This window comes from uncultured Azohydromonas sp. (genome assembly GCF_937926365.1).
In the GTDB taxonomy this organism is placed as follows: Bacteria; Pseudomonadota; Gammaproteobacteria; order Burkholderiales; family Burkholderiaceae_C; genus Azohydromonas.
This window is the reverse complement of record NZ_CALAOH010000054.1, coordinates 23,383-42,872: the sequence shown is the minus strand read 5'-3', so window position 1 is coordinate 42,872 and position 19,490 is coordinate 23,383. Positions and strand designations below refer to the sequence as shown.

Here is a 19,490-nt window from a genome sequence, read left to right as displayed (position 1 = left end):
TCGGCTGAGCCCTTCGACAAGCTCAGGGCGAACGGGGAGCAGTGCTGTGGGCGGTGGCCTGATCAGATCGCCACGCAGATCTTCCCGAAGTGCGCCCCGGCCCCCTGGTGGCGGAAGGCGTCGGCCAGCTCCTGCAGCGCATAGGTCGAATCGATCACCGGGTGGATGCCGGTGGCTTCCAGCGCGGCGACGAATTCCCGCTGCATGCGCCGGCTGCCGACGATCAGGCCCTGCAGCCGTGCCTGCTTGGCCATCAGCGCCGCGGTGGGAACGTCACCGCCGAGGCCGGTGAGCACGCCGATGAGCGCGATGTGGCCGCCCACGCGCACCGCCTCGATGGATTGCGCCAGCGTCGCCGGGCCGCCCACTTCCACCACGTGGTCCACGCCCACGCCGCCGGTCCACTCGCGCGCCAGGCGGCCCCAGTCGGCGTGCCGGCGGTAGTTGATGAGGTGGTCGGCGCCCAGCGCGCGCAGCCGCTCCAGCTTCTCGTCGGAGGAGGAGGTGGCGATGACGCGCGCGCCCATGGCCTTGGCCAGTTGCAGCGCGAACACCGACACGCCGCCGCTGCCCTGCACCAGCACCGTGTCGCCGGCTTTCAGCCCGCCTTCCACCACCAGCGCGCGCCAGGCCGTGAGGCCGGCGGTGGTGAGCGTGGCGGCCTCCGCGTGGCTGTAGCCGCGCGGCGCGCGGGTGAACCAGGTGGCGGGCACGACCACCGCCTCGCGCGCGTAGCCGTCGATGCCGTCGCCGGGCACGGTGGCGAAGTCGCCCACGCGCGCCGGGCCTTCGAGCCAGGTCGGGAAGAAGCCCGACACCACCGCGTCGCCCACGGCGAATTCGCTCACGCCGTCGCCCACGGCCTCGACCACGCCGGCGCCGTCGGACATGGGGATGCGGCCGTCCGCGGCGGGAATGGCGCCCAGCGCCACGGCGTAGTCGTGGTAGTTGAGCGAGCTGGCGTGCAACCGCACGCGGATCTGGCCGGGGCCGGGCGCGCCGGGGTCGGGCAGGTTGGCGGCTTCCAGACGCTCCAAGCCTCCCGGGGCGCGTAACACGATGCCTCGCATGTCTTTCTTTCCTCGTTCAAGTGTCGAGGCAGGCGAGGCTAGCGCAGAAGGCTCCCTTCAATCATGGGCAGCCCTTGCGAACCGTACTCGGGCTACTCGGGCTGTGACGTCCGCCGCTTATGGCTTGGCGATGGGCGCCAGGGCCTCTACCCGTGCCGCAACGGCGCTGCAGGCCGCAATCAAGTCAGTGACCAGACGCTCGTCCAGTTCCAAATCTCCTTCGTACTCGCCCAGGTTGCGGGTTTGATGGCACTTGGACAGTACGCGTCACACCTCGGGGCCCAGGCCCAGCGTATGCGGCAACACCTGGAAGACGATGTAGCGGTTGGCAGGGCGGTAGCCGTGCCAGCGCAGCGCCGCCAGGCTCAGGGCGTGGGAGGCGTTGTAGCCAAGGTCGAAGCGGCTTTCGAGCGACAGCGGCGCCTTGGACGCATCAGCCAGCCGGGCCAGGCCCGAGCGCAGCAGGCCGGCGAATTCGGCCGCATCGGCCGCCTCTGCACGCAGGTCCTTGCCGGGACCACAAAGGTTCTCAAGCGGTGAGGGCATGCTCGTCTCCCATCAACCAGATTCGCGGCTGCGCCAGTACGCGGGTGATGAAGGCATCGCCGCGCCCAATGCGCTTGTGCAGTTCGGCTGGCGTGTAGATCGTTGGATTCACCGCACGGCCCAGCCGTTGGCTCAAGGGCTCCAGCACGGCAAACAACTCCCCGTAGCCCAGGTCGTCACTGATGAGCATCAGGTCCACGTCGCTGCTGGCGGTGTCCTGGCGCTTGGCTACGGAGCCGAACACGAAGGCGGCGCGGATGTGCGTCGCCAGAGGCGCCAAAGCGGCGCGCAGCGGCTCGGCCAACCCCATGGTCTTCTGCACGATGCCGCACAGCTCGGCGTAGATCGGCGAGTCCGGGTTGGCTTGGTAGTGCTTCTGGTTGCCCAGTTGCCGCACGGTGACCAGCTCGGTCTGCGCCAGCCGGGCCAGTTCTCGTTGCACCGCGCCGGAGCCGCTCTGTGTCAAGGCAATGATCTCGTTGGCGTAGAAGCTGCGCTGCGGTTGTCCGAACAGCAGGCCCAGCACACGCTGCTGCGTGGTGCTGAACAGCGCATCCGAAAGGCCGCCGCGAACCACTGGCGCCTTGGATGCCCGCGAGTCGAGTGCTTGTGACATGCCCATACTGGGTTTAATCGTACCCAATTCGGGTTTTGCTTTGCCCAAATTGGGCATGTGATCGACTCGTGGTCAACACATGGACCGCCTCAATGCGCCCCCGCCGTCACCCGGATGCCACGGATCTGCCCCGCCGCGCGCGAGGCTGCCGGGCGCGGGTGGTGCGCCGGGTCGAAGCGGTACAGCAGCTCCGCCTCGCGCAGCCGCGCCTGCGCCACGGCGGCGGCCTTCACGTGGCCGTAGCCGCGCATGTTCAGCGGTACCCGGGCGATCTCGACGGCCAGCGGCAGCTTTTCCGCGCTCAGCAGCGGCAGCAGCTCGCGCACGCGCTGCTCGTACTGCGCGATCAGCTCGCGCTCCAGGCGCCGTTCGGCCGTCGCGCCGAAGGGGTCCAGCACCGTGCCGCGCAGCACCTTGCCGTGCGCCAGCACGCGCAGCAGCGGCAGCAGCCAGGGACCCAGCGTCCACTTGCGCGGCGGGCGGCCGCCGCGCTCGCGCGCCAGCAGCGGCGGCGCCATGTGGAATCGCAGCTTGAATTCGCCCTCGAACTGCTGGCGCAGCCGGCGCTCGAAGCCGCCGTCGGCAAACAGCCGCGCCACTTCGTACTCGTCCTTGTAGGCCATCAGCTTCAGCAGGCTGCGGGCCACGGCGCGGCTGAAGGGCAACGAGGCGTCGGCGCCGAGGGCGCGCTCGCGCGCCGCGGCCTCGTCCACCAGCTTGGCGAAGCGGCGGGCCCAGGCCGCGTTCTGGTAGGCCGTGAGCACTTCGATGCCGCGCGCGCGCAGCGCTTCCAGCGGCTCATCGGCGGGCGGTGCCTCCACCTCCGCGCTGCCCAGCGCCAGCAGCGCGCGCGGGTCGCCCGCGGCCAGCCGGCCCAGCGAGAAAGCCAGCTCGTTGGCCTGCACCGCCACGCCGTTGAGCTCGATGGCGCGGTGCAGCGCCTCCAGGCTCACCGGCACCAGGCCGCGCTGCCAGGCGTAGCCCAGCACCAGGATGTTGGCCGCCACCGTGTCGCCCATGAAGGTCTCGCACAGCGCCTGCGCGTCCAGCGTCTCCACCAGTTCCTCGCCGGCGGCGAAGTGGAACTTCTGCAGCAGCTGCGGCACGCGCAGCGTGGCGTCGGGGTTGCGCAGGTACTCGTCCACCGGCACCTCGTGCACGTTGGCCAGGATGCGCGTCCGCCCGCGCCGCACGGTCTGCAGCGCGTCGGGGCTGGCGCCCACCACCAGCTCGCAGGCCAGCAGCGCATCGGCCTGCTGGGTGTCGATGCGCACCTGGTTCAGCCGCTCGGCCCGGTCCGCCAGCCGCACGTGGCTGAGCACCGAGCCGCCTTTCTGCGCGAAGCCCATGAAATCGAGCACCGAGGCCGACTTGCCTTCCAGGTGCGCCGCCATCGCCACCAGCGCGCCCACCGTCACCACGCCCGTGCCGCCCACGCCCGTGATCAGCAGGTCATAAGGGCCGTCCCAGTCGTGCGGCGCCGGGCGCGGCAAATCGTCCACCTTGCGCACGAAGGCGCCCAGGTCCGTCAGCGAGCCCACCTTGCGCCGCGGCTTCCCGCCCAGCACGCTCACGAAGCTGGGGCAGAAGCCGTTGGCGCATGAATAGTCCTTGTTGCAGGCGGCCTGGTCGATGCGGCGCTTGCGGCCCAGCGGCGTCTCGTGCGGCTGCACCGCCACGCAGTTGCTCTGCACGCTGCAGTCGCCGCAGCCCTCGCACACCTCCTCGTTGATGAACAGGCGCCGCGCCGGGTCGGGCAAGGTGCCGCGCTTGCGGCGGCGGCGCTTCTCGGCGGCGCAGGTCTGCTCGTAGATCAGCACCGTCACGCCCGCCACCTCGCGCAGCCGGCGCTGCACGGCGTCGAGCTCGGCGCGGTCGTGGAAGGTGGTGCCGGCCGGGAAGCGGCCGTGCTGCCGCGCGTACTTGCCGATGCCGTCCGAGACCACGGCGATCTGCCGCACGCCCTCGGCCTCCACCTGGCGCGCCAGGCCGTCCACGCTGATGGGCGCGTCCACCGGCTGGCCGCCGGTCATGGCCACGGCGTCGTTGAAGAGCACCTTGTAGGTCATGGTCGTGCCCGCGGCCACGGCCTGCCGGATGGCCAGCAGCCCCGAGTGCGCGTAGGTGCCGTCGCCCAGGTTCTGGAACAGGTGCGGCACGCGGGTGAAGAGCGCGTGCGAAACCCAGTCCACGCCTTCGCCGCCCATCTGGATCAGCCCCTCGGTGTCGCGCTGCATCCAGTTGGCCATGAAGTGGCAGCCGATCCCGGCGTGCGCCTTCGACCCTTCGGGCACGCGCGTGCTGGTGTTGTGCGGGCAGCCGGCGCAGAACCAGGGCATGCGCTTCACGCCGTCCGCCTCGTTGTGCAGCAGTTCGGGCAGGGTGAAGTCGCGCACCAGCGCGCGGCGGTCCAGGTCGGGGCAGTGTTTCACCAGCCAGTTGGCAACCAGCTCGATCAGGCGTGAGGGCCGCAGCTCCCCGAGCGCCGACACCAGCGGGCGGTCGTCGGCGTCGCGCTTGCCGACGACGGCGGGGCGCCGCGCGCGGTTGAACAGCAGCTCGCGCAGCTGCGTCTCCACCACCGGGCCCTTCTCCTCGATCACCAGCACTTCGGACAGGCCCTCGCAGAAGTCCAGCGCGCGCCGCGGCTCGATCGGATAGGTCAGCCCCAGTTTCTGCACGCGGATGCCGTGCGCGGCCAGCGTCTCGGTGGAGACGTCCAGCCGGCGCAGCACCTCCATGAAGTCGTGGTGCGCCTTGCCCGCGGTGAGCACGCCCACGCGCGGCTCGCGCGGCTCCACCACGCGGCGGTCGATGCTGTTGACGCGGGCGAAGGCGCGCACCGCGTCGAGCTTCAGGTGCAGCCGCTCCTCGATCTTGAGCGAGGGGAAGTCGGGCCAGCGGTAGTGCAGGCCGTCGGGCGGCGGCGTGAAGCCGGTCAGGCCGCGCACCGCGTCGCCGTCGAGCCAGGCCGCGGCGCGGGCGTTCACCAGGTCCAGGTCCACCGTGGCGCCGCTTTCCACCACCTCCGACAGCGCGGTCAGGCCCACCCAGCAGCCCGAGAAGCGCGACAGCGCCCAGCCGTAGAGGCCGAATTCCAGGATCTCGGCCACGCTGGACGGGGAGAGCACCGGCGCGTGCAGGCTCTGGAACAGCTGGTCGCTCTGGTGCGGCATGGAGGAGCTGACGCAGCCGTGGTCGTCGCCCGCGACCATCAGCACCCCGCCATGGGGCGAGCTGCCGTAGGCGTTGCCGTGCTTGAGCGCATCGGCGGCGCGGTCCACGCCCGGGCCCTTGCCGTACCACAGCGCGAACACGCCCTGCGCGGTGCGCTCGGGGTCCGACTCCACGCGCTGCGTGCCCAGCACGGCCGTGGCGCCCAGCTCCTCGTTGATCGCCGGCAGGAAGCGCACGCCCTCGGCCTGCAGCCGCTCGCCGGCCTGCCACAGCGTCTGGTCCACCAGGCCCAGCGGCGAGCCGCGGTAGCCGCTGACGAAGCCGCGCGTGTCCAGCCCCGCGACGGCGTCGCGGCGGCGCTGCATCAGCAGCAGCCGCACCAGGGCCTGCGTGCCGTTGAGGAAGACGCGCCCGCCGTGCGCCCACAGCGCGTCGTCGAGCCGGTAGTCCTGCAGGGCAGGGGAAAAGGATGGTCTTGTCTCCGTCGTCATGGCGCGCTCTCCGGGCTGCTCATTGATAACGGGAAAGGGTAGGGCGTGGCTTCGGGAAAGAGTTACTTGTTTTTCGCGGAATCCGGGTTGAAATGGAAATTCATTTCCACATTCGGGAGTAAAGCGGAATGGATTTGCTCGATCGCCAGGACGTGCTGCTGCTCAACGAACTGCAGCGCGACGCGCGCCAGACGGTGCAGCAGCTCGCGGCCGCGGTGGGCCTGTCCAGCACGCCGTGCTGGCGGCGCATCAAGGAGCTGGAGGCCGCGGGCGTGATCCGCGGCTACACGGCGCTGGTGGACCGCGCCAAGGTGAACCTGCAGTTGTGCGTGCTGGCGGAGATCAACCTCAGCCGGCACCAGGAGGGCGAGGTGCAGCGCTTCGAGGCGGCGGTGGCGCAGAGCCCGCAGATCGTGGCCTGCTGGTCCACCACGGGGCAGGCGGACTACGTCATCAAGGTGCTGGTGCCCGACATCCAGGCCTACGAGCACTTCCTGCACGAAACCGCCTTCCGCCTGCCCGGCGTCACGCACGTGCGCTCCAGCGTGGTGATGAAGGAGGTGAAGTCGGAGACGCGGCTGCCGATCGAGTTGCCGGCGCGGGGAGCGGCCCTCGGCAAGCCGAAGAAGGGATGAGCCTGCCGCTTCAGGCCGGGCCGCTGCGGCCCGCATCCGGCGCCGGGTACTTCACCCCGTTGGCAATGAACTTCTCCCGCACCGCCGCGTCCAGGTCCACGCCCAGCACGGTGCTCAGCCGCACCAGGTACATCAGCACGTCGGCGAGCTCGTCGCGCACCGCGCGGGCCGTGGCGGGCTCCTGCGCGATGCGCGCGGCCTGCTCGTCCGTGAGCCACTGGAACAGCTCGGCCAGCTCGCCCACCTCGCCGGTGAGCGCCAGCACCAGGTTGCGCGGCGTGTGAAAGCCGTTCCAGTCGCGCGCGTCGGCAAAGCGCTGCAGCGCGGCTTCCAGCGCGGTGACGTCGAGCAGGCGCTGGAGCATCGGGGCGGTTTGTAGGTTCATTCCACATCCTGATCGAAGCTGAAATAGTTCCCCGTCATGCCCGCGCAGGCGGGCACCCACGCCAACCAGGACGCAGCCCGGCGTTCGTGGACACCCGCCTGCGCGGGTGTGACGGGGATATTTCAGTTTCTTCGATACAGGGAACAGGCCGATCAGGTCACCGGCGCCGGATTGAACAGCACCAGCGCGTTGTGCAGCTTGTGCTGCTCGGCCCAGGTCTTCTTGCGCCCGCTGGCCACCTCCAGCATCAGGCGGAACAGGTGCCAGCCCATGTCCTCGATGCTGGCCTGGCCGTCGGCGATGAGGCCGGCGTTCACGTCCATCAGGTCGTGCCAGCGCCGCGCCAGGTCGCTGCGCGTGGCGACCTTGATCACCGGCACCTCCGCCAGCCCGTAGGGCGTGCCGCGGCCGGTGGTGAACACGTGCAGGTTCATGCCCGCGGCCAGCTGCAGCGTGCCGCAGATGAAGTCCGACGCCGGCGTGGCCGCGTAGATCAGCCCCTTCCTGCCGTTGAGCTTCTCGCCCGGCGAGAGCACGCCGCTGATGGGCGCGGAGCCCGACTTGACGATCGAGCCCATCGCCTTCTCGACGATGTTGGACAGGCCGCCCTTCTTGTTGCCCGGCGTGGTGTTGGCGCTGCGGTCCACGCTGCCGCGCTGCAGGTAGTCGTCGTACCAGGCCATCTCGCGCACCACGGCCTGCGCGATCTCCGGCGTGGCCGCGCGCGCGGTGAGCTGCGCCACGCCGTCGCGCACCTCGGTAGTCTCAGAGAACATCACGGTGGCGCCGGCGCGCACCAGCAGGTCGGCGCAGAAGCCCACCGCCGGGTTGGCGGTGACGCCGCTGAAGGCGTCGCTGCCGCCGCACTGCACGCCCACGACCAGCTCCGAGGCCGGCACCGTCTCGCGGTGGCGGGCGTTCAGGCGCTCCAGGTGCACCTCGGCGCGCGCCATGATGGTGGCGATCATCGGGCCGAAGCCGTCCTGCTCCTGCAGCGTCACCACGTCCAGCCCGGGCCCGGCGTTGTTGCCGATGTCGGCCACGTTGCGCTCGTCCACCAGCGGGATCACGCCCGGCGGCAGCAGCCGCTCGGGCTGCAGCTTCTCGCAGCCCAGGCTCACCACCATCACCTCGCCGCCGAAGTTCGGGTTCAGCGAGATGTGGCGCAGGGTGCGGATGGGAATCACCGCGTCAGGCGCGTCGATGGCCACGCCGCAGCCGTAGCCGTGCTCCAGGCCCACCACGTCGTCCACGTTGGGGTACTTGGGCAGCAGCTCCTCGCGGATGCGCTTGACCGCGTGCTCCAGCACGCCGGCCACGCATTGCACCGTCGTCGTGATCGCGAGCAGGTTGCGCGTGCCCACCGAGCCGTCCGGGTTGCGGAAGCCTTCGAAAGTGAAACCCTCCAGCGGCGGCAGCTCGACCTTGCGCGTGGCCATGGGCAGGTCTTCGAGGCCGCGCGCCTCGGGCATCTGCAGCCGGCGCTCGTGCACCCAGCTGCCGGCGGGAATGTCGTCGAGGGCGAAACCAATGGGCACGTCGTAGCGGCGCACGGCGTCGCCGGCCTTGAAGTCCACCAGCGCCACCTTGTGGCCCTGGGGCACGTGCTCGCGCAGCACCAGGCCGTCGGGCAGCTCGGTGCCGGCGCCCAGGCCGCCGTCGTTGGCGACGATGGCGACGTTGTCGTTCGCATGCATGCGGATGAGCAGCGGTGCGGAGGAGGCGGTCATGTGAAGGATCCTGCTTCAAACGGGGCGCGGCCGGAAGCCCTGTGGGGAGGAGCTTGCCGGCCGCGGGTTCAACGGGAAGGGGAGGGCGGGGCGGTGCGCGCCGGCAAGCGGCGCGGCCGCGGGACCCTCATCGGAACATGTTGGGCAGCCACAGCGAGAAGGCCGGCACGTAGGTCACCAGCAAGAGGCAGACGGTCAGCGCGGTGTAGAAGGGCAGGATGGACTTCATCACCTGGCCCACCGAGATCTGGCCGATGGCGCAGCCCACGAACTGCGTCACGCCCACGGGCGGCGTGTTCAGGCCCAGCGCGCAGTTGATGAGCATGACGATGCCGAACTGCACCGGGTCCATGCCGAACTGCACGGCGATGGGCAGGAAGATCGGCGTGCACACCAGGATGGTGGCGGCCATGTCGAGGAAGGTGCCCAGGATGAACAGCAGCAGGTTGATCATCAGGAAGATCAACAGCGGGTTGTCCGTCACGGACTGCATCAGCTCGCCGGTCTTCTGCGGCACTTCGTACAGGGCCATGAAGTAGCCGAAGGCGCTGGAGATGCCGATGAGCAGCAGCACCACGCCGGTGGCCTTGCAGGCCTTGGCGCAGGCCTTGAGGAAGTCCTTCCACGACAGCGTCTTGTAGACGATGGCCGTGACCAGCAGCGCCCAGAACACGGCCGTGGCGGCCGATTCGGTGGCGGTGAAGATGCCCGAGAGGATGCCCGCGAGGATGATCACCACGATCAGCAGGCCCGGCAGCGCGCCCAGGAAGGCGCGGACCACTTCCATCCAGCCGGGGAAGCCGCCGCGGGTGGGATAGCCGCGCTTGCGCGCCACGTAGTAGGCCGCGGCCAGGTTGCAGAGGGTCAGCAGCAGCGCCGGGATGATGCCCGCCAGGATCAGGCTGAGCACGCTCACCGAGGCGATGCCGGTGGTGGCCAGCGTGAAGATGATGAGGTTGTGCGAGGTGGGCATGAGCACGCCCACCAGCGCCGAGTGCGTCGTGACGTTGACGGCGTAATCGGCGTCGTAGCCTTCCTTCTTCATCAGCGGGATCATCACCGAGCCCATGGCCGAGACGTCGGCCAGCGCCGAGCCCGCCACGCCGCCGAAGAGCGTGCAGCCCACGACGTTGCTCATGCCCAGGCCGCCGCGCACGTGGCCCACCAGCGAGTTGGCGAAGCGCACGATGCGGTCGGCGATGCCGCCGTAGAGCATGAGCTCGCCGGCGAAGACGAAGAACGGGATGGCCAGGAAGGAGAACACCTGCATGCCGCCGACCATCTTCTGGAACACGATCTCCACGGGCATGCCCGAGTACAGCACGGTGGCGACGGAGGCCAGGCCGATGGAGAACGCCACCGGCACGCCCAGGACGAGCAGGATGGCGAAGCTGATGGAGAGGACGGTCAGTTCCATGCCGGCACCACTTCCTCGCCGCGCACGAGCGCGATGATGTGTTCGATGGAGAAGAGAACGATCAGCACGCCCGCCACCACGAGCGCGAGGTAGTCGGCGCCCACGGGCACGCCCAGCATGGGCTTGATGTCGCTCCACTTCAGGGTGGTCCACAGCCAGCCGCTCTTGGCCATGATGGCGCCGAAGAGGATGACGAAGCCGTGGATGAGGATCTCCACGCGCTGCCGCCAGGCATCGGGCAGCAGCACCACCAGCGACTCCAGCCCGATGTGGCCGGCGTCGCGCACGCCCACCGCCACGCCCAGCGCGGTGATGTAGAGCACGAGCTGCAGCGCCAGGGCCTCGGCCCAGGTGGGCGTGTCGTTGAAGATGTAGCGGCCGACGACCTGGAACTGCACGCACAGGATCAGGGCGATGAGCCCGATCACGGCCAGCACCAGGCTGGACTTGGACAGGAAGGCGCAAAAGCGCGAATAGAGGTGGGTGGAGGGCGGACGCGCGTGGGCGGCCGTCAGCGGCGTGCCCGTTGCGGCGTTGACGTTCTCGTTGTCCGCGACGGTGGCCGGTAGGGCGGCGGGTGTCATGGGGAGTCTCCAGAAAAGGCGGACCGCGCCGAGGCGGCGCGGCCCGCGTCAAGGGGCGCCGGCGAAGCCGCCGGCGCCCTGGAGGAACGGCTTACTTGGTGTCCTGCGCGGCCTTGACCAGGCGCTGCAGGTCGGGCGTGCTGGCGAACTTGGCGTACACCGGGGCCATGGCGGACTTGAAGGAGGCCAGGTCCACGTCGGAGACGATCTGCGCGCCGCCCTTGGTCACGATCTCCAGCGCCTTGGCCTCGGCCTCGGCCCACTTCTTGCGCTGGAAGTCCACCGACTCCTTGGCCGCGGCGCGGAACAGATCCTGGTCGGCCTTGGGCAGCTTGTCGAACACGGCCTTGCTCATCACCAGCATCTCCGGCGCCATGGAATGCATGGTCTTGGAGTAGACCTTCACCGCCTCGTAGTGCTTGAAGCCCTCGTAGGACGGGATGTTGTTCTCGGCGGCGTCGATCAGGCCGGTCTTGAGCGCGGTGTAGACCTCGCCGGTGGGCATGGGCGTGGCGTTGGCGCCCATCGCGGAGGCCACGGCCACCCACAGGTCCGAAGGTTGCACGCGAATCTTCATGCCCTTGGCGTCGGCCAGGGTGCGCACGGGCTTCTTGGCGTAGATGCTGCGCGCGCCGCTGTCGTAGAAGGCCAGGCCCACCAGGCCCTCGTGCTCGCAGCCCTTGAGGATCTCCTCGCCCACCGGGCCGTCCAGCACCTTGTGCATGTGCTCGACGCTGTTGAACAGGAAGGGCAGCGTGGGCACCAGCGACTTCGGGCACATGGAGTTCAGCGACGAGATGTTGACGCGGTTCATCTCCAGCGCGCCGATCTTGACCTGGTCCAGCGTCTCCTTCTCGCTGCCCAGGGCGCTCTTGTTGAAGACCTTGATCCTGTACTTGCCGCCGCTCTTCTGTTCGAGCACCTGGCTCATGTGCTTCACGGCCGCGACGGTGGGGTAGTCGTCGCTGTTGTGCACGTCGGCGGAGCGGAGTTCCTTGGCTTGCGCGCCGAGGGCGACCAGCGCGGCGGCCATGGCGAGGGGCAGTTGCTTGAACATGGTGCGTGTCTCCGTGAGAAATGGTTGTGGAGGCCTGGAATCAGCCGCCGAAGGGCGTTTCGGGCAGCCCGCGCGGGCCCGGCTGGGCCACGAGCACCGCGCCGTCGAGCGCGGCATCGAAGCCCGCGGCAGGCAGCGCGGGCGGGATGGAGGTGATGAAGAGGTGGCGCAGCGCCGGCCCGCCGAAGCTGCACATCGCCGGCTTGCTCAGCGGCAGGCGCAGCGAGCGCTCCAGGCGGCCATCGGGCAGGAAGCGGTGCACCTGGCCGGCGTCGTTGCCGCAGATCCAGTAGGCGCCGTCCTCGTCCACCGCGGCGCCGTCGGGGCGGCCCGGGTGCTGGTTCATGTCGATGAACTCGCGCCGGTTGCAGAGGTTGCCCTCGACATCGAGGTCGAAGGCCCACACGCGCTGCACCGTGGGGTGCGAGTCCGACAGGTACAGCGTGCGCCCGTCCGGGCTGAAGCCCAGGCCGTTGCCCGTGACCAGCCCCTCGACCATCGGCACCAGGCCGCGCGCGTCATAGCGGTAGAGCACGCCGGCGGGCTGCGCCAGCGCCATGTCCATCACCATGGAGCTGAGCCAGAAGCGGCCCTGGCGGTCGCAGCGCCCGTCGTTGAAGCGCATGCCCGGCTGCGCGAACCGCACGGCCTGCAGCAGCTCCGCGCGGAGGTCGCCGCCGGCGCCCGGCCGCAGCCGGAACACGCCCGTCTCCATGCCCGCGACCAGCCCGCCCTCGGCGTGCAGCGCGATGCAGCCCACGCGCTCGGCCAGCGCCCAGCGGCGCTCCTGGCGCGAGGCCCAGTCGAAGCGGTGCAGCGCCCGGCCCTCGATGTCCACCCAGTACAGCGCCTGCTCCGCGACGCTCCACACCGGGCTCTCGCCCACGCGGTTGCGCACGGGGCACAGTTCGTCCACGGCCGCCACGGCCTGGTCCTGTGGGTTCATGGCCCTTGGTCCCGCTGCGCTCAGGCGTTGTCGTCGAAGGGGCCGGTGCGCACGAAGGCGCCGCCCTGGTAGATCACGGCCGGGTCGTTGAGGTCCAGCTTGGGCTGCTTGGCCTCCAGCGCGGCGCGGAAGCGGTCGGAGCTGTCCCGAGGGCGGTAGCCGATGTGCGCGGCGCCGCTGTTGTCATAGAAGCGCGTCTGGTTGTCGGAGACGCCGTAGATGACGCTGCAACCCAGCACCGGCGTGGTCAGCACGGCCAGCACCAGGCGCTCCAGGTCGTCGTAGCTCATGAAGGTGGCCAGCATGCGGCGGTCGCGCGGCTCGGGGAAGGAGGAGCCGATGCGCACGCAGGCGGTCTCGATGCCGAAGCGGTCGAAGTACAGCCGCGCCACGTCCTCGCCGAAGGCCTTGGACAGGCCGTAGAGCCCGTCCGGGCGCGCGGGAGCGTCCACGCCGATGACCTCGCTCTGCTTGTAGAAGCCGCAGACGTGGTTGGAGCTGGCGAAGAAGATGCGCTTGACGCCGTTGAGCCGCGCCGCCTCGTACAGGTTGTAGGTGCCGATGATGTTGGCTTCGAGGATCGGCTGCCAGGGCTGCTCGGTGGAGACGCCGCCCAGGTGGACGACGGCGTCCACGTCCTTGAGCAGCGCGTGCACGGCCGCCTTGTCCTGCAGCGGCGCGGGCACCAGCTCCTCGCCCTCGGCGGCCTCGCCCAGCGGGGCCACGTCCGACAGGCGCAGCACGTCGCAGTAGCGCTTGAGGCGCTGGCGCAGCTCGCGCCCCAGGCCGCCGGCGGCGCCGGTCAACAGCAGCCGATGAAAGCGAAGGGCGGTGACAGGCTCAGTCAGCATGGTGTTCGAAACTCCGGGTGGTCACGACAGGGTCGAGTGGAAAACCGCGCTTGTCGTATGTCGTCTGTTGTCGTACAACTATTTGAGTTTTTCGCGCCTTGACTGTCAAGGCGCAGTCCTTAGGGGGTTTCACTAGTCATGAACACCGTGTTGTCCGCGCGCAAGAGACCGCGCTCGCTGGCTCAGGAACTGGTCGAGGCGCTGACCGAGCGCATCCGCGAGGGCGCGCTGGCGCCGGGCCACAAGCTGCCCACCGAGGCGGCGGTGATGGCGGAGTTCGGTGTCAGCCGCACCGTGGTGCGGGAGGCGATTTCCAAGCTGCAGGCCGCGGGGCTGGTGGAGACGCGCCACGGCGTGGGCACCTTCGTGGTGGGGCCGGGCGAGGCGTCGTTCCGCATCACGCCGGAGCAGCTGGAGACGCTGCGCGACGTGATCGCGGTGCTGGAGCTGCGCATCGGGCTGGAGACCGAGGCCGCGGCGCTGGCGGCCGTGCGCCGCACCGAGGAGAACCTGCGCGAGATGCGCAGCGCGCTGGACGCCTTCGCCGCGGCGGTGGCGGAAGGGCGCGACGCGGTGGGGCCGGACTTCGGCTTCCACCTGGAGATCGCGCGCGCCACGCAGAACGGCCACTTCGCCGAGCTGCTGAGTTCGCTGGGCGCCAAGATCATCCCGCGCGCGCGGCTGGGCAACGAGACCAGCGCCGAGCTGCAGGCCTACCTGCTGCGCACCAACGGCGAGCACCAGAGCATCTACGACGCGATCCTGCGCCAGGACCCGGAGGCCGCGCGCGCGGCCATGCGCACGCACCTGGCCAACAGCCGCGAACGCCGCCGCCGCGCCGCGGGCGAGAAGAACTGACCCCATTGCCGGCCGCCGCAGGGCGGCAGGGCGCGCGTGCTCCAGGTCATATATCGGCTTCTCCTGCATTCGCGCCGGGCAAGGGGGCATGCCGCGGGCCGCTGGAGCCGCGCCGCGCCGTGCGGCGGCGAGAGCGACGCGGCGGCGCTGCCGGAGGCCCGGGAAGGTTGACGGCGACGCCGGGGACGGCGCAGGGTGCGCATCCGGGCCGGGCCCGACCGGGCCCCCTGCCGCGGCAGCCTGTCCGCGGCCCGTCTTCCATCACCTCGCAAGGGACCGCACCATGTTCAAGAAGCTTGCTTCCGAGGCCTTGGGCCTCAGCGACATCGGCACCATCGTCCAGCCCAAGGACTTCGGCGGCGTGGATGCCGACGACTACCTGTTCCACGAGGACGGCGAGCGCATCTTCTTCCTCATCAAGTCGAAGAAGGACGAGTACTGCTTCACCAATTTCGCGCTGATCCACGTGGACGGCGAGTCGGCCGTGTCGTCCAAGCGTTCCATCAAGCGCTACGAGTACGCCAGCCATGCCGTCACCGGCGTGACGCTGGAGACCGCGGGCACGCTGGACATGGACCTGGAGCTGAAGTTCGCCATCGGCGCCATGCCTTTCAGCATCGACGTGAGGAAAAGCTTCGTCGAGCAGGTGAAGGACATCTACAAGGCGCTGATCAGCATCGGGCGCCAGCAGCACCACGACGAGGTTTGCCGCGGCCACGCGCTGCACGCGCTCAACGCCACGGCGGCGGCCTACAAGCTGGGCAGCACGGGCACGGGCGAAAGCCTGGCCGGGCAGTTCACCGAGCTGCTGCGCAGCCTCAACCACGCGGTGCTGCAGGAGTACACGCGGCGCGACTTCAGCGAGGTGTTCGAGAAGTACATCCGCGCCTGAGCGGAATGGAAAAGCCGCCGCGCAGCGCGGTCCGGCCGCCAAGGCCGTCCCGGCGGCCGGGGCATGCCGGGCGCGGCGGCGCAGGCCGCACCACACTGCGCGCCCGGGACGGTTCCCGAGCCCTTGTGCGGAGGTGTTCCATGCGCCTGTTTCCCCCTGGCCTGCTCGCCGCGCTGCCGGCGTTTCTCCTTGGCGGCTGCGCCATGCTTCCGGGCCCTGCACCGGCGCCCGAGGTGCCGCAGCAGCTGCGACCCCCGGCGGACGAGCGGCTGGTGCGGGTGGTGCCGGCGCGCGGCGTGCAGGTCTACGAGTGCCGCCTCAAGGCCGATGCCTCGGGCTACGAGTGGGCCCTGGTCGCGCCCGAGGCCGACCTGTTCGACGAGCGCGGCCAGCGCATCGGCCGCCATTACGTGGGGCCGCACTGGGAGGCTGACGACGGCAGCCGCATCGTCGGCGTCGTGCGGGAGCGGGTGGACGCGCCCGCCGCCGGCGCCATTCCCTGGCTGCTGCTGCGCGCCCGCTCCGTGGGCAAGGAAGGGACTTTCAGCCGCGTCAGCAGCGTGCAGCGCATCCACACCGTGGGCGGCGTCGCGCCCCGTACCGGTTGCAGCGCGTCGCGGGCCGGCAGTTCCTCACGCGTGCCCTACACGGCCGACTACGTCCTCTTCGGCCCGCGCTGAGCTTTCCTGGCAGCCCGCGGGCCGCGTCATCTAGGTGTTCTCCACAACCCGCGATGCCTTGTGGTGCGAATTTCCTAGTTGTACGATGACGGACAACAGAATCAGTGAAGTCGCTGTCCGCTGTCGTGGCGCCTGAGGCCATGCTGGGCAGGCGAGGCGCGTGTCCCCGCTCCGGGGCAGCGCGCCTTGCCGTCGCCGCGCAGGCCGCACCGTTGCGGCGGCACCGAACAGCCCCTTTTGCAAGGAACTCCAAGCATGCAACGTCGAAGCCTGTTGTCCGCGGCCCTCGCTGGTGTCGCGCTGTTGTCTCCCCTGGCCGTGCAGGCCCAGGCCTGGCCGGCCAAGCCGGTGACGATGGTGGTGCCGTTCCCGCCGGGCGGCTCCACCGACATGATCGCCCGCACGCTGGCCTCCGGGCTGCAGGCGCGGCTGGGCCAGACTTTCGTGGTGGACAACAAGGCCGGCGCCACCGGCACCATCGGCGCGGCGCAGGTCAAGCGCGCGCCGGCGGACGGCTACACGCTGCTGGTGGCCTCGCTGGGGCCCTACGTGATCGCGCCGCACCTGCTCAAGAACGTGCCTTACGACGCGACCAAGGACTTCGACTACCTCACCGTGGCCGTCCAGGCCCCGAACGTCCTGGTCGTGCCGGCGGCCTCGCCCTACAAGACCGCGGGCGACGTGCTGGCCGCGCTGAAGAAGGAGCCGGGCAAGCTGACCTTTGCCTCCTCGGGCAACGGCTCCTCGGACCACCTCACGGCCGAGCTGTTCTGGGCCCAGACCGGCACCCAGGGCTCGCACGTGCCCTACAAGGGCGGCGCGCCGGCCATCACGGACTTGCTGGGCGCGGTGGTGGACGCCTCGTTCCAGAACATCAACGCCGTGCAGCAGCACATCGCCGCGGGCAAGCTGCGCGCGCTGGCCGTCACGGGCGACAAGCGCGCCGCGCTGCTGCCGCAGGTGCCCACGCTGGCCGAGGCCGGCGTCAAGGGCGTGGACGTCTACTCGTGGCAGGCCATCGCCGCGCCCAAGGGCCTGCCCGCCGAAGTCAAGACCAAGCTGGTCACCCACATCGCCGCCGTGCTCAACGAGCCGGCCGTGAAGTCCAAGCTCACCGATCAGGGCTTCGAGATCGTGGCCAACACGCCCGAGCAGTTCGCGAAGTTCCAGGCCGCCGAGTACGCGCGCTGGAAGAACGTGATCGAGACCCGGAAGATCAGCGCGGACTGAAGTCCCGCCCCCGCCCCGTTCCCGCACAGCCTTCTCCCGCACGGCGGGGGAGGGCGCCAACTTCCCGCCCGCCATGCCCACCTCCACGCCCACCGTCGTCTCCCTGAAGGCCATTCCCGTTGCCGGCCGCGACAGCATGCTGCTCAACCTCAGCGGCGCGCACGGCCCGTACTTCACGCGCAACCTGCTGGTGCTCACCGACAGCGCCGGCCGCACCGGCGTGGGCGAGGTGCCCGGCGGCGAGGCCATTCGCCAGACGCTGGAGGATGCGGGCGAGATCGTCGTGGGCCGCAAGGTGGGCGACTGGCAGGCCGTGCTGACCGAGATCCGCACCCGCTTCGCCGACCGCGACGCCGGCGGCCGCGGCCTGCAGACCTTTGACTTGCGCACCACCATCCACGCCGTCACGGCGGTGGAATCAGCGCTGCTGGACCTGCTGGGCCAGGAGCTGGACGTCCCGGTGTGCGCCCTGCTGGGCGAAGGGCAGCAGCGCGAGTCGGTGCCGATGCTGGGCTACCTCTTCTACATCGGCGACCGCAGGAAGACCGACCTGCCCTACGACAGCGACCCCGACGCGGCCGACGAGTGGCAACGCATCCGCCACGAGGAGGCGATGACGCCCGAAGGGATCGTCAAGCTCGCCGAGGCCGCGCAGAAGCGCTACGGCTTCCAGGACTTCAAGCTCAAGGGCGGCGTGCTGCGCGGCGAGGAGGAGGTCGAGGCCATCAAGGCTTTGAAAGCCCGCTTCCCCGACGCGCGCATCACGCTGGACCCCAACGGCGGCTGGCTGCTCAAGGACGCGATCCGCCTGATGCGCGACATGCACGGCGTGGTGGCCTATGCCGAGGACCCCTGCGGCGCCGAGGGCGGCTTCTCCGGCCGCGAGGTGATGGCCGAGTTCCGCCGCGCCACCGGGCTGCCCACGGCCACCAACATGATCGCCACCGACTGGCGCCAGTTCGTGCACTCGCTGGTGCTGCAGTCGGTGGACATCCCGCTGGCCGACCCGCACTTCTGGACCATGCAGGGCGCGGTGCGCGTGGGGCAGACCTGCCGCGACTTCGGCCTGACCTGGGGCTCGCACTCCAACAACCACTTCGACGTCTCGCTGGCCATGTTCACGCACGCCGCCGCGGCGGTGCCCGGTCGCGTCACGGCCATCGACACGCACTGGATCTGGCAGGACGGCCAGTTCCTGACCAAGAACCCGCTGCGGATCGTGGGCGGCGAGGTGGCCGTGCCCAGGAAGGCGGGCCTGGGCGTGGAGCTGGACATGGACGCGGTGATGAAGGCCAACGCGCTGTACCAGCAGCACGGCCTGGGCGCGCGCGACGACGCCGTGGCCATGCAGTACCTGATCCCGGGCTGGAAGTTCGACAACAAGCGGCCCTGCCTGGTGCGCTGAGCGCTTCGTGCGCCGGCCGGGGCCGCGGCTCCCGGCCGGCGCCTTTTTCCGCACCCGCGCCCGAGCCCCGGGCCCGGAACCCGACAACACGCTGGAGACGCCATGAGAGAGAACCGTTTGCGCACGCTGTGGAAATCCGGCGGCGCCGCCGTCAACGGCTGGCTGGCCATTCCCAACGGCTTCGCCGCCGAGGTCATGGCCCACCAGGGCTGGGACACACTGACCATCGACGTGCAGCACGGCGTGGTGGACTACCAGGCCATGGTGCAGCTGCTGCAGGCCATCTCCACCACCGACACCGTGCCGGTGGTGCGCGCGCCGTGGCTGGAGCCGGGCATCCTGATGAAGATCCTGGACGCGGGCGCCTACGGCGTGATCTGCCCCATGGTCAACACGCGCGAGGACGCGCAGAAGCTCGTGGCCTGGACCAGCTACGCGCCGCGCGGCGTGCGCAGCTTCGGCCCGGTGCGCGCGCTGTACTACGGCGGCGCCGATTACCCCGAGCAGGCCAACGACACGATCGTGCGCTTCGCCATGATCGAAACCGCCCAGGCGCTGGACAACCTGGACGAGATCCTCTCGGTCGAAGGGCTCGACGCGATCTACATCGGTCCCTCGGACCTGTCGCTGTCGCTGGGCTGCAAGCCCGCCTTCGACGACGTGGACCCCAAGGCGGCGCAGGCCATCGACTACATCCTGGAGCGCGCCAAGGCGCACGGCGTGGTGGCGGGCATCCACAACGGCCGCACCGACGTGGCGCTGGCGCGCATCGCCAAGGGTTTCCAGTTCGTCACCGTCAGCTCGGACGCGCGGCTGCTGGCCGCCGGCTCGCAGCAGATCCTCAGCGCGATGCGCGCGCAACCGAAGCCGGCGGATGCCGGCTCGGGCTCGTACTGAGCCGTTCACAAGCCAGACAAAGG

Annotated in this window: 18 protein-coding genes; 7 read left to right on the top strand and 11 right to left on the bottom strand. The window is 70.1% G+C overall.

Going from position 1 to position 19,490, the window contains the following annotated elements:
- Window positions 1–62: 62 nt before the first annotated feature.
- The 4 genes from Q0741_RS05890 to Q0741_RS05875 form a co-directional block, all read right to left on the bottom strand.
- Complete coding sequence (locus Q0741_RS05890; protein ID WP_298232265.1) at window positions 63–1,070, bottom strand: NAD(P)-dependent alcohol dehydrogenase; 1,008 nt, start codon at window positions 1,068–1,070, stop codon at window positions 63–65.
- Between the two features lie 267 nt (window positions 1,071–1,337).
- Window positions 1,338–1,616 carry a hypothetical protein gene (locus Q0741_RS05885; protein ID WP_298232264.1) on the bottom strand — a complete coding sequence of 93 codons (279 nt, stop codon included), beginning with the start codon at window positions 1,614–1,616 and terminating at the stop codon, window positions 1,338–1,340.
- A complete protein-coding gene (locus Q0741_RS05880; protein ID WP_298232263.1) occupies window positions 1,600–2,289 on the bottom strand; it encodes a nucleotidyltransferase domain-containing protein in 690 nt (229 codons plus the stop codon). The genes Q0741_RS05885 and Q0741_RS05880 overlap by 17 nt, the downstream gene beginning before the upstream one ends.
- A gap of 32 nt (window positions 2,290–2,321) precedes the next feature.
- On the bottom strand, window positions 2,322–5,900 hold the full coding sequence (locus Q0741_RS05875; RefSeq protein ID WP_298232262.1) for an indolepyruvate ferredoxin oxidoreductase family protein: 3,579 nt from the start codon (window positions 5,898–5,900) through the stop codon (window positions 2,322–2,324).
- A 128-nt stretch (window positions 5,901–6,028) separates the two neighbouring features.
- On the opposite strand from Q0741_RS05875, the gene Q0741_RS05870 reads away from it, so the two are divergent.
- On the top strand, window positions 6,029–6,535 hold the full coding sequence (locus tag Q0741_RS05870) for an Lrp/AsnC family transcriptional regulator (protein ID WP_298232261.1): 507 nt from the start codon (window positions 6,029–6,031) through the stop codon (window positions 6,533–6,535).
- Window positions 6,536–6,545: 10 nt separating this feature from the next.
- Here Q0741_RS05870 and Q0741_RS05865 read toward each other — a convergent pair whose 3' ends face one another.
- The 7 genes from Q0741_RS05865 to Q0741_RS05835 all read right to left on the bottom strand — a co-directional run bounded on the left by Q0741_RS05865 (window position 6,546) and on the right by Q0741_RS05835 (window position 13,505).
- Window positions 6,546–6,920 (bottom strand): nucleotide pyrophosphohydrolase, encoded by a 375-nt coding sequence (locus Q0741_RS05865; RefSeq protein ID WP_298232260.1) that lies wholly within the window; start codon window positions 6,918–6,920, stop codon window positions 6,546–6,548.
- A gap of 152 nt (window positions 6,921–7,072) precedes the next feature.
- The gene (gene garD, locus Q0741_RS05860) at window positions 7,073–8,650 is read right to left on the bottom strand and encodes a galactarate dehydratase (RefSeq protein ID WP_298232259.1); all 1,578 of its coding nucleotides are present in this window, start codon (window positions 8,648–8,650) and stop codon (window positions 7,073–7,075) included.
- Window positions 8,651–8,777: 127 nt separating this feature from the next.
- Window positions 8,778–10,067: a TRAP transporter large permease gene (locus Q0741_RS05855; RefSeq protein ID WP_298232258.1), complete on the bottom strand. Its 1,290-nt coding sequence runs from the start codon at window positions 10,065–10,067 to the stop codon at window positions 8,778–8,780.
- Entirely contained in the window at window positions 10,058–10,651 is a 594-nt protein-coding gene (locus Q0741_RS05850; RefSeq protein ID WP_298232257.1) for a TRAP transporter small permease, read from the bottom strand. Before Q0741_RS05850 ends, Q0741_RS05855 begins: the two co-directional genes overlap by 10 nt.
- 91 nt (window positions 10,652–10,742) lie before the next feature.
- Window positions 10,743–11,708 carry a TRAP transporter substrate-binding protein gene (locus tag Q0741_RS05845; RefSeq protein WP_298232256.1) on the bottom strand — a complete coding sequence of 322 codons (966 nt, stop codon included), beginning with the start codon at window positions 11,706–11,708 and terminating at the stop codon, window positions 10,743–10,745.
- Window positions 11,709–11,748: 40 nt separating this feature from the next.
- Window positions 11,749–12,654, bottom strand: coding sequence for an SMP-30/gluconolactonase/LRE family protein (locus Q0741_RS05840; RefSeq protein WP_298232255.1), 906 nt, complete (start codon window positions 12,652–12,654; stop codon window positions 11,749–11,751).
- 20 nt (window positions 12,655–12,674) lie between these two features.
- Window positions 12,675–13,505: an NAD(P)-dependent oxidoreductase gene (locus tag Q0741_RS05835; RefSeq protein ID WP_298232254.1), complete on the bottom strand. Its 831-nt coding sequence runs from the start codon at window positions 13,503–13,505 to the stop codon at window positions 12,675–12,677.
- 138 nt (window positions 13,506–13,643) lie between these two features.
- Between Q0741_RS05835 and Q0741_RS05830 the strand changes: the two genes are divergently transcribed.
- The 6 genes from Q0741_RS05830 to Q0741_RS05805 all read left to right on the top strand — a co-directional run bounded on the left by Q0741_RS05830 (window position 13,644) and on the right by Q0741_RS05805 (window position 19,467).
- On the top strand, window positions 13,644–14,363 hold the full coding sequence (locus tag Q0741_RS05830; protein ID WP_298232253.1) for a FadR/GntR family transcriptional regulator: 720 nt from the start codon (window positions 13,644–13,646) through the stop codon (window positions 14,361–14,363).
- Window positions 14,364–14,646: 283 nt separating this feature from the next.
- Entirely contained in the window at window positions 14,647–15,255 is a 609-nt protein-coding gene (locus Q0741_RS05825; protein WP_298232252.1) for a PH domain-containing protein, read from the top strand.
- A 140-nt stretch (window positions 15,256–15,395) separates the two neighbouring features.
- Window positions 15,396–15,935 (top strand): DUF3455 domain-containing protein, encoded by a 540-nt coding sequence (locus Q0741_RS05820; RefSeq protein WP_298232251.1) that lies wholly within the window; start codon window positions 15,396–15,398, stop codon window positions 15,933–15,935.
- Between the two features lie 255 nt (window positions 15,936–16,190).
- Window positions 16,191–17,165 (top strand): tripartite tricarboxylate transporter substrate binding protein, encoded by a 975-nt coding sequence (locus tag Q0741_RS05815; protein ID WP_298232250.1) that lies wholly within the window; start codon window positions 16,191–16,193, stop codon window positions 17,163–17,165.
- A 73-nt stretch (window positions 17,166–17,238) separates the two neighbouring features.
- A complete protein-coding gene (gudD, locus tag Q0741_RS05810) occupies window positions 17,239–18,570 on the top strand; it encodes a glucarate dehydratase (protein ID WP_298232249.1) in 1,332 nt (443 codons plus the stop codon).
- A 102-nt stretch (window positions 18,571–18,672) separates the two neighbouring features.
- Window positions 18,673–19,467 (top strand): aldolase/citrate lyase family protein, encoded by a 795-nt coding sequence (locus Q0741_RS05805; protein ID WP_298232248.1) that lies wholly within the window; start codon window positions 18,673–18,675, stop codon window positions 19,465–19,467.
- The last annotated feature ends 23 nt before the right edge of the window (window positions 19,468–19,490 follow it).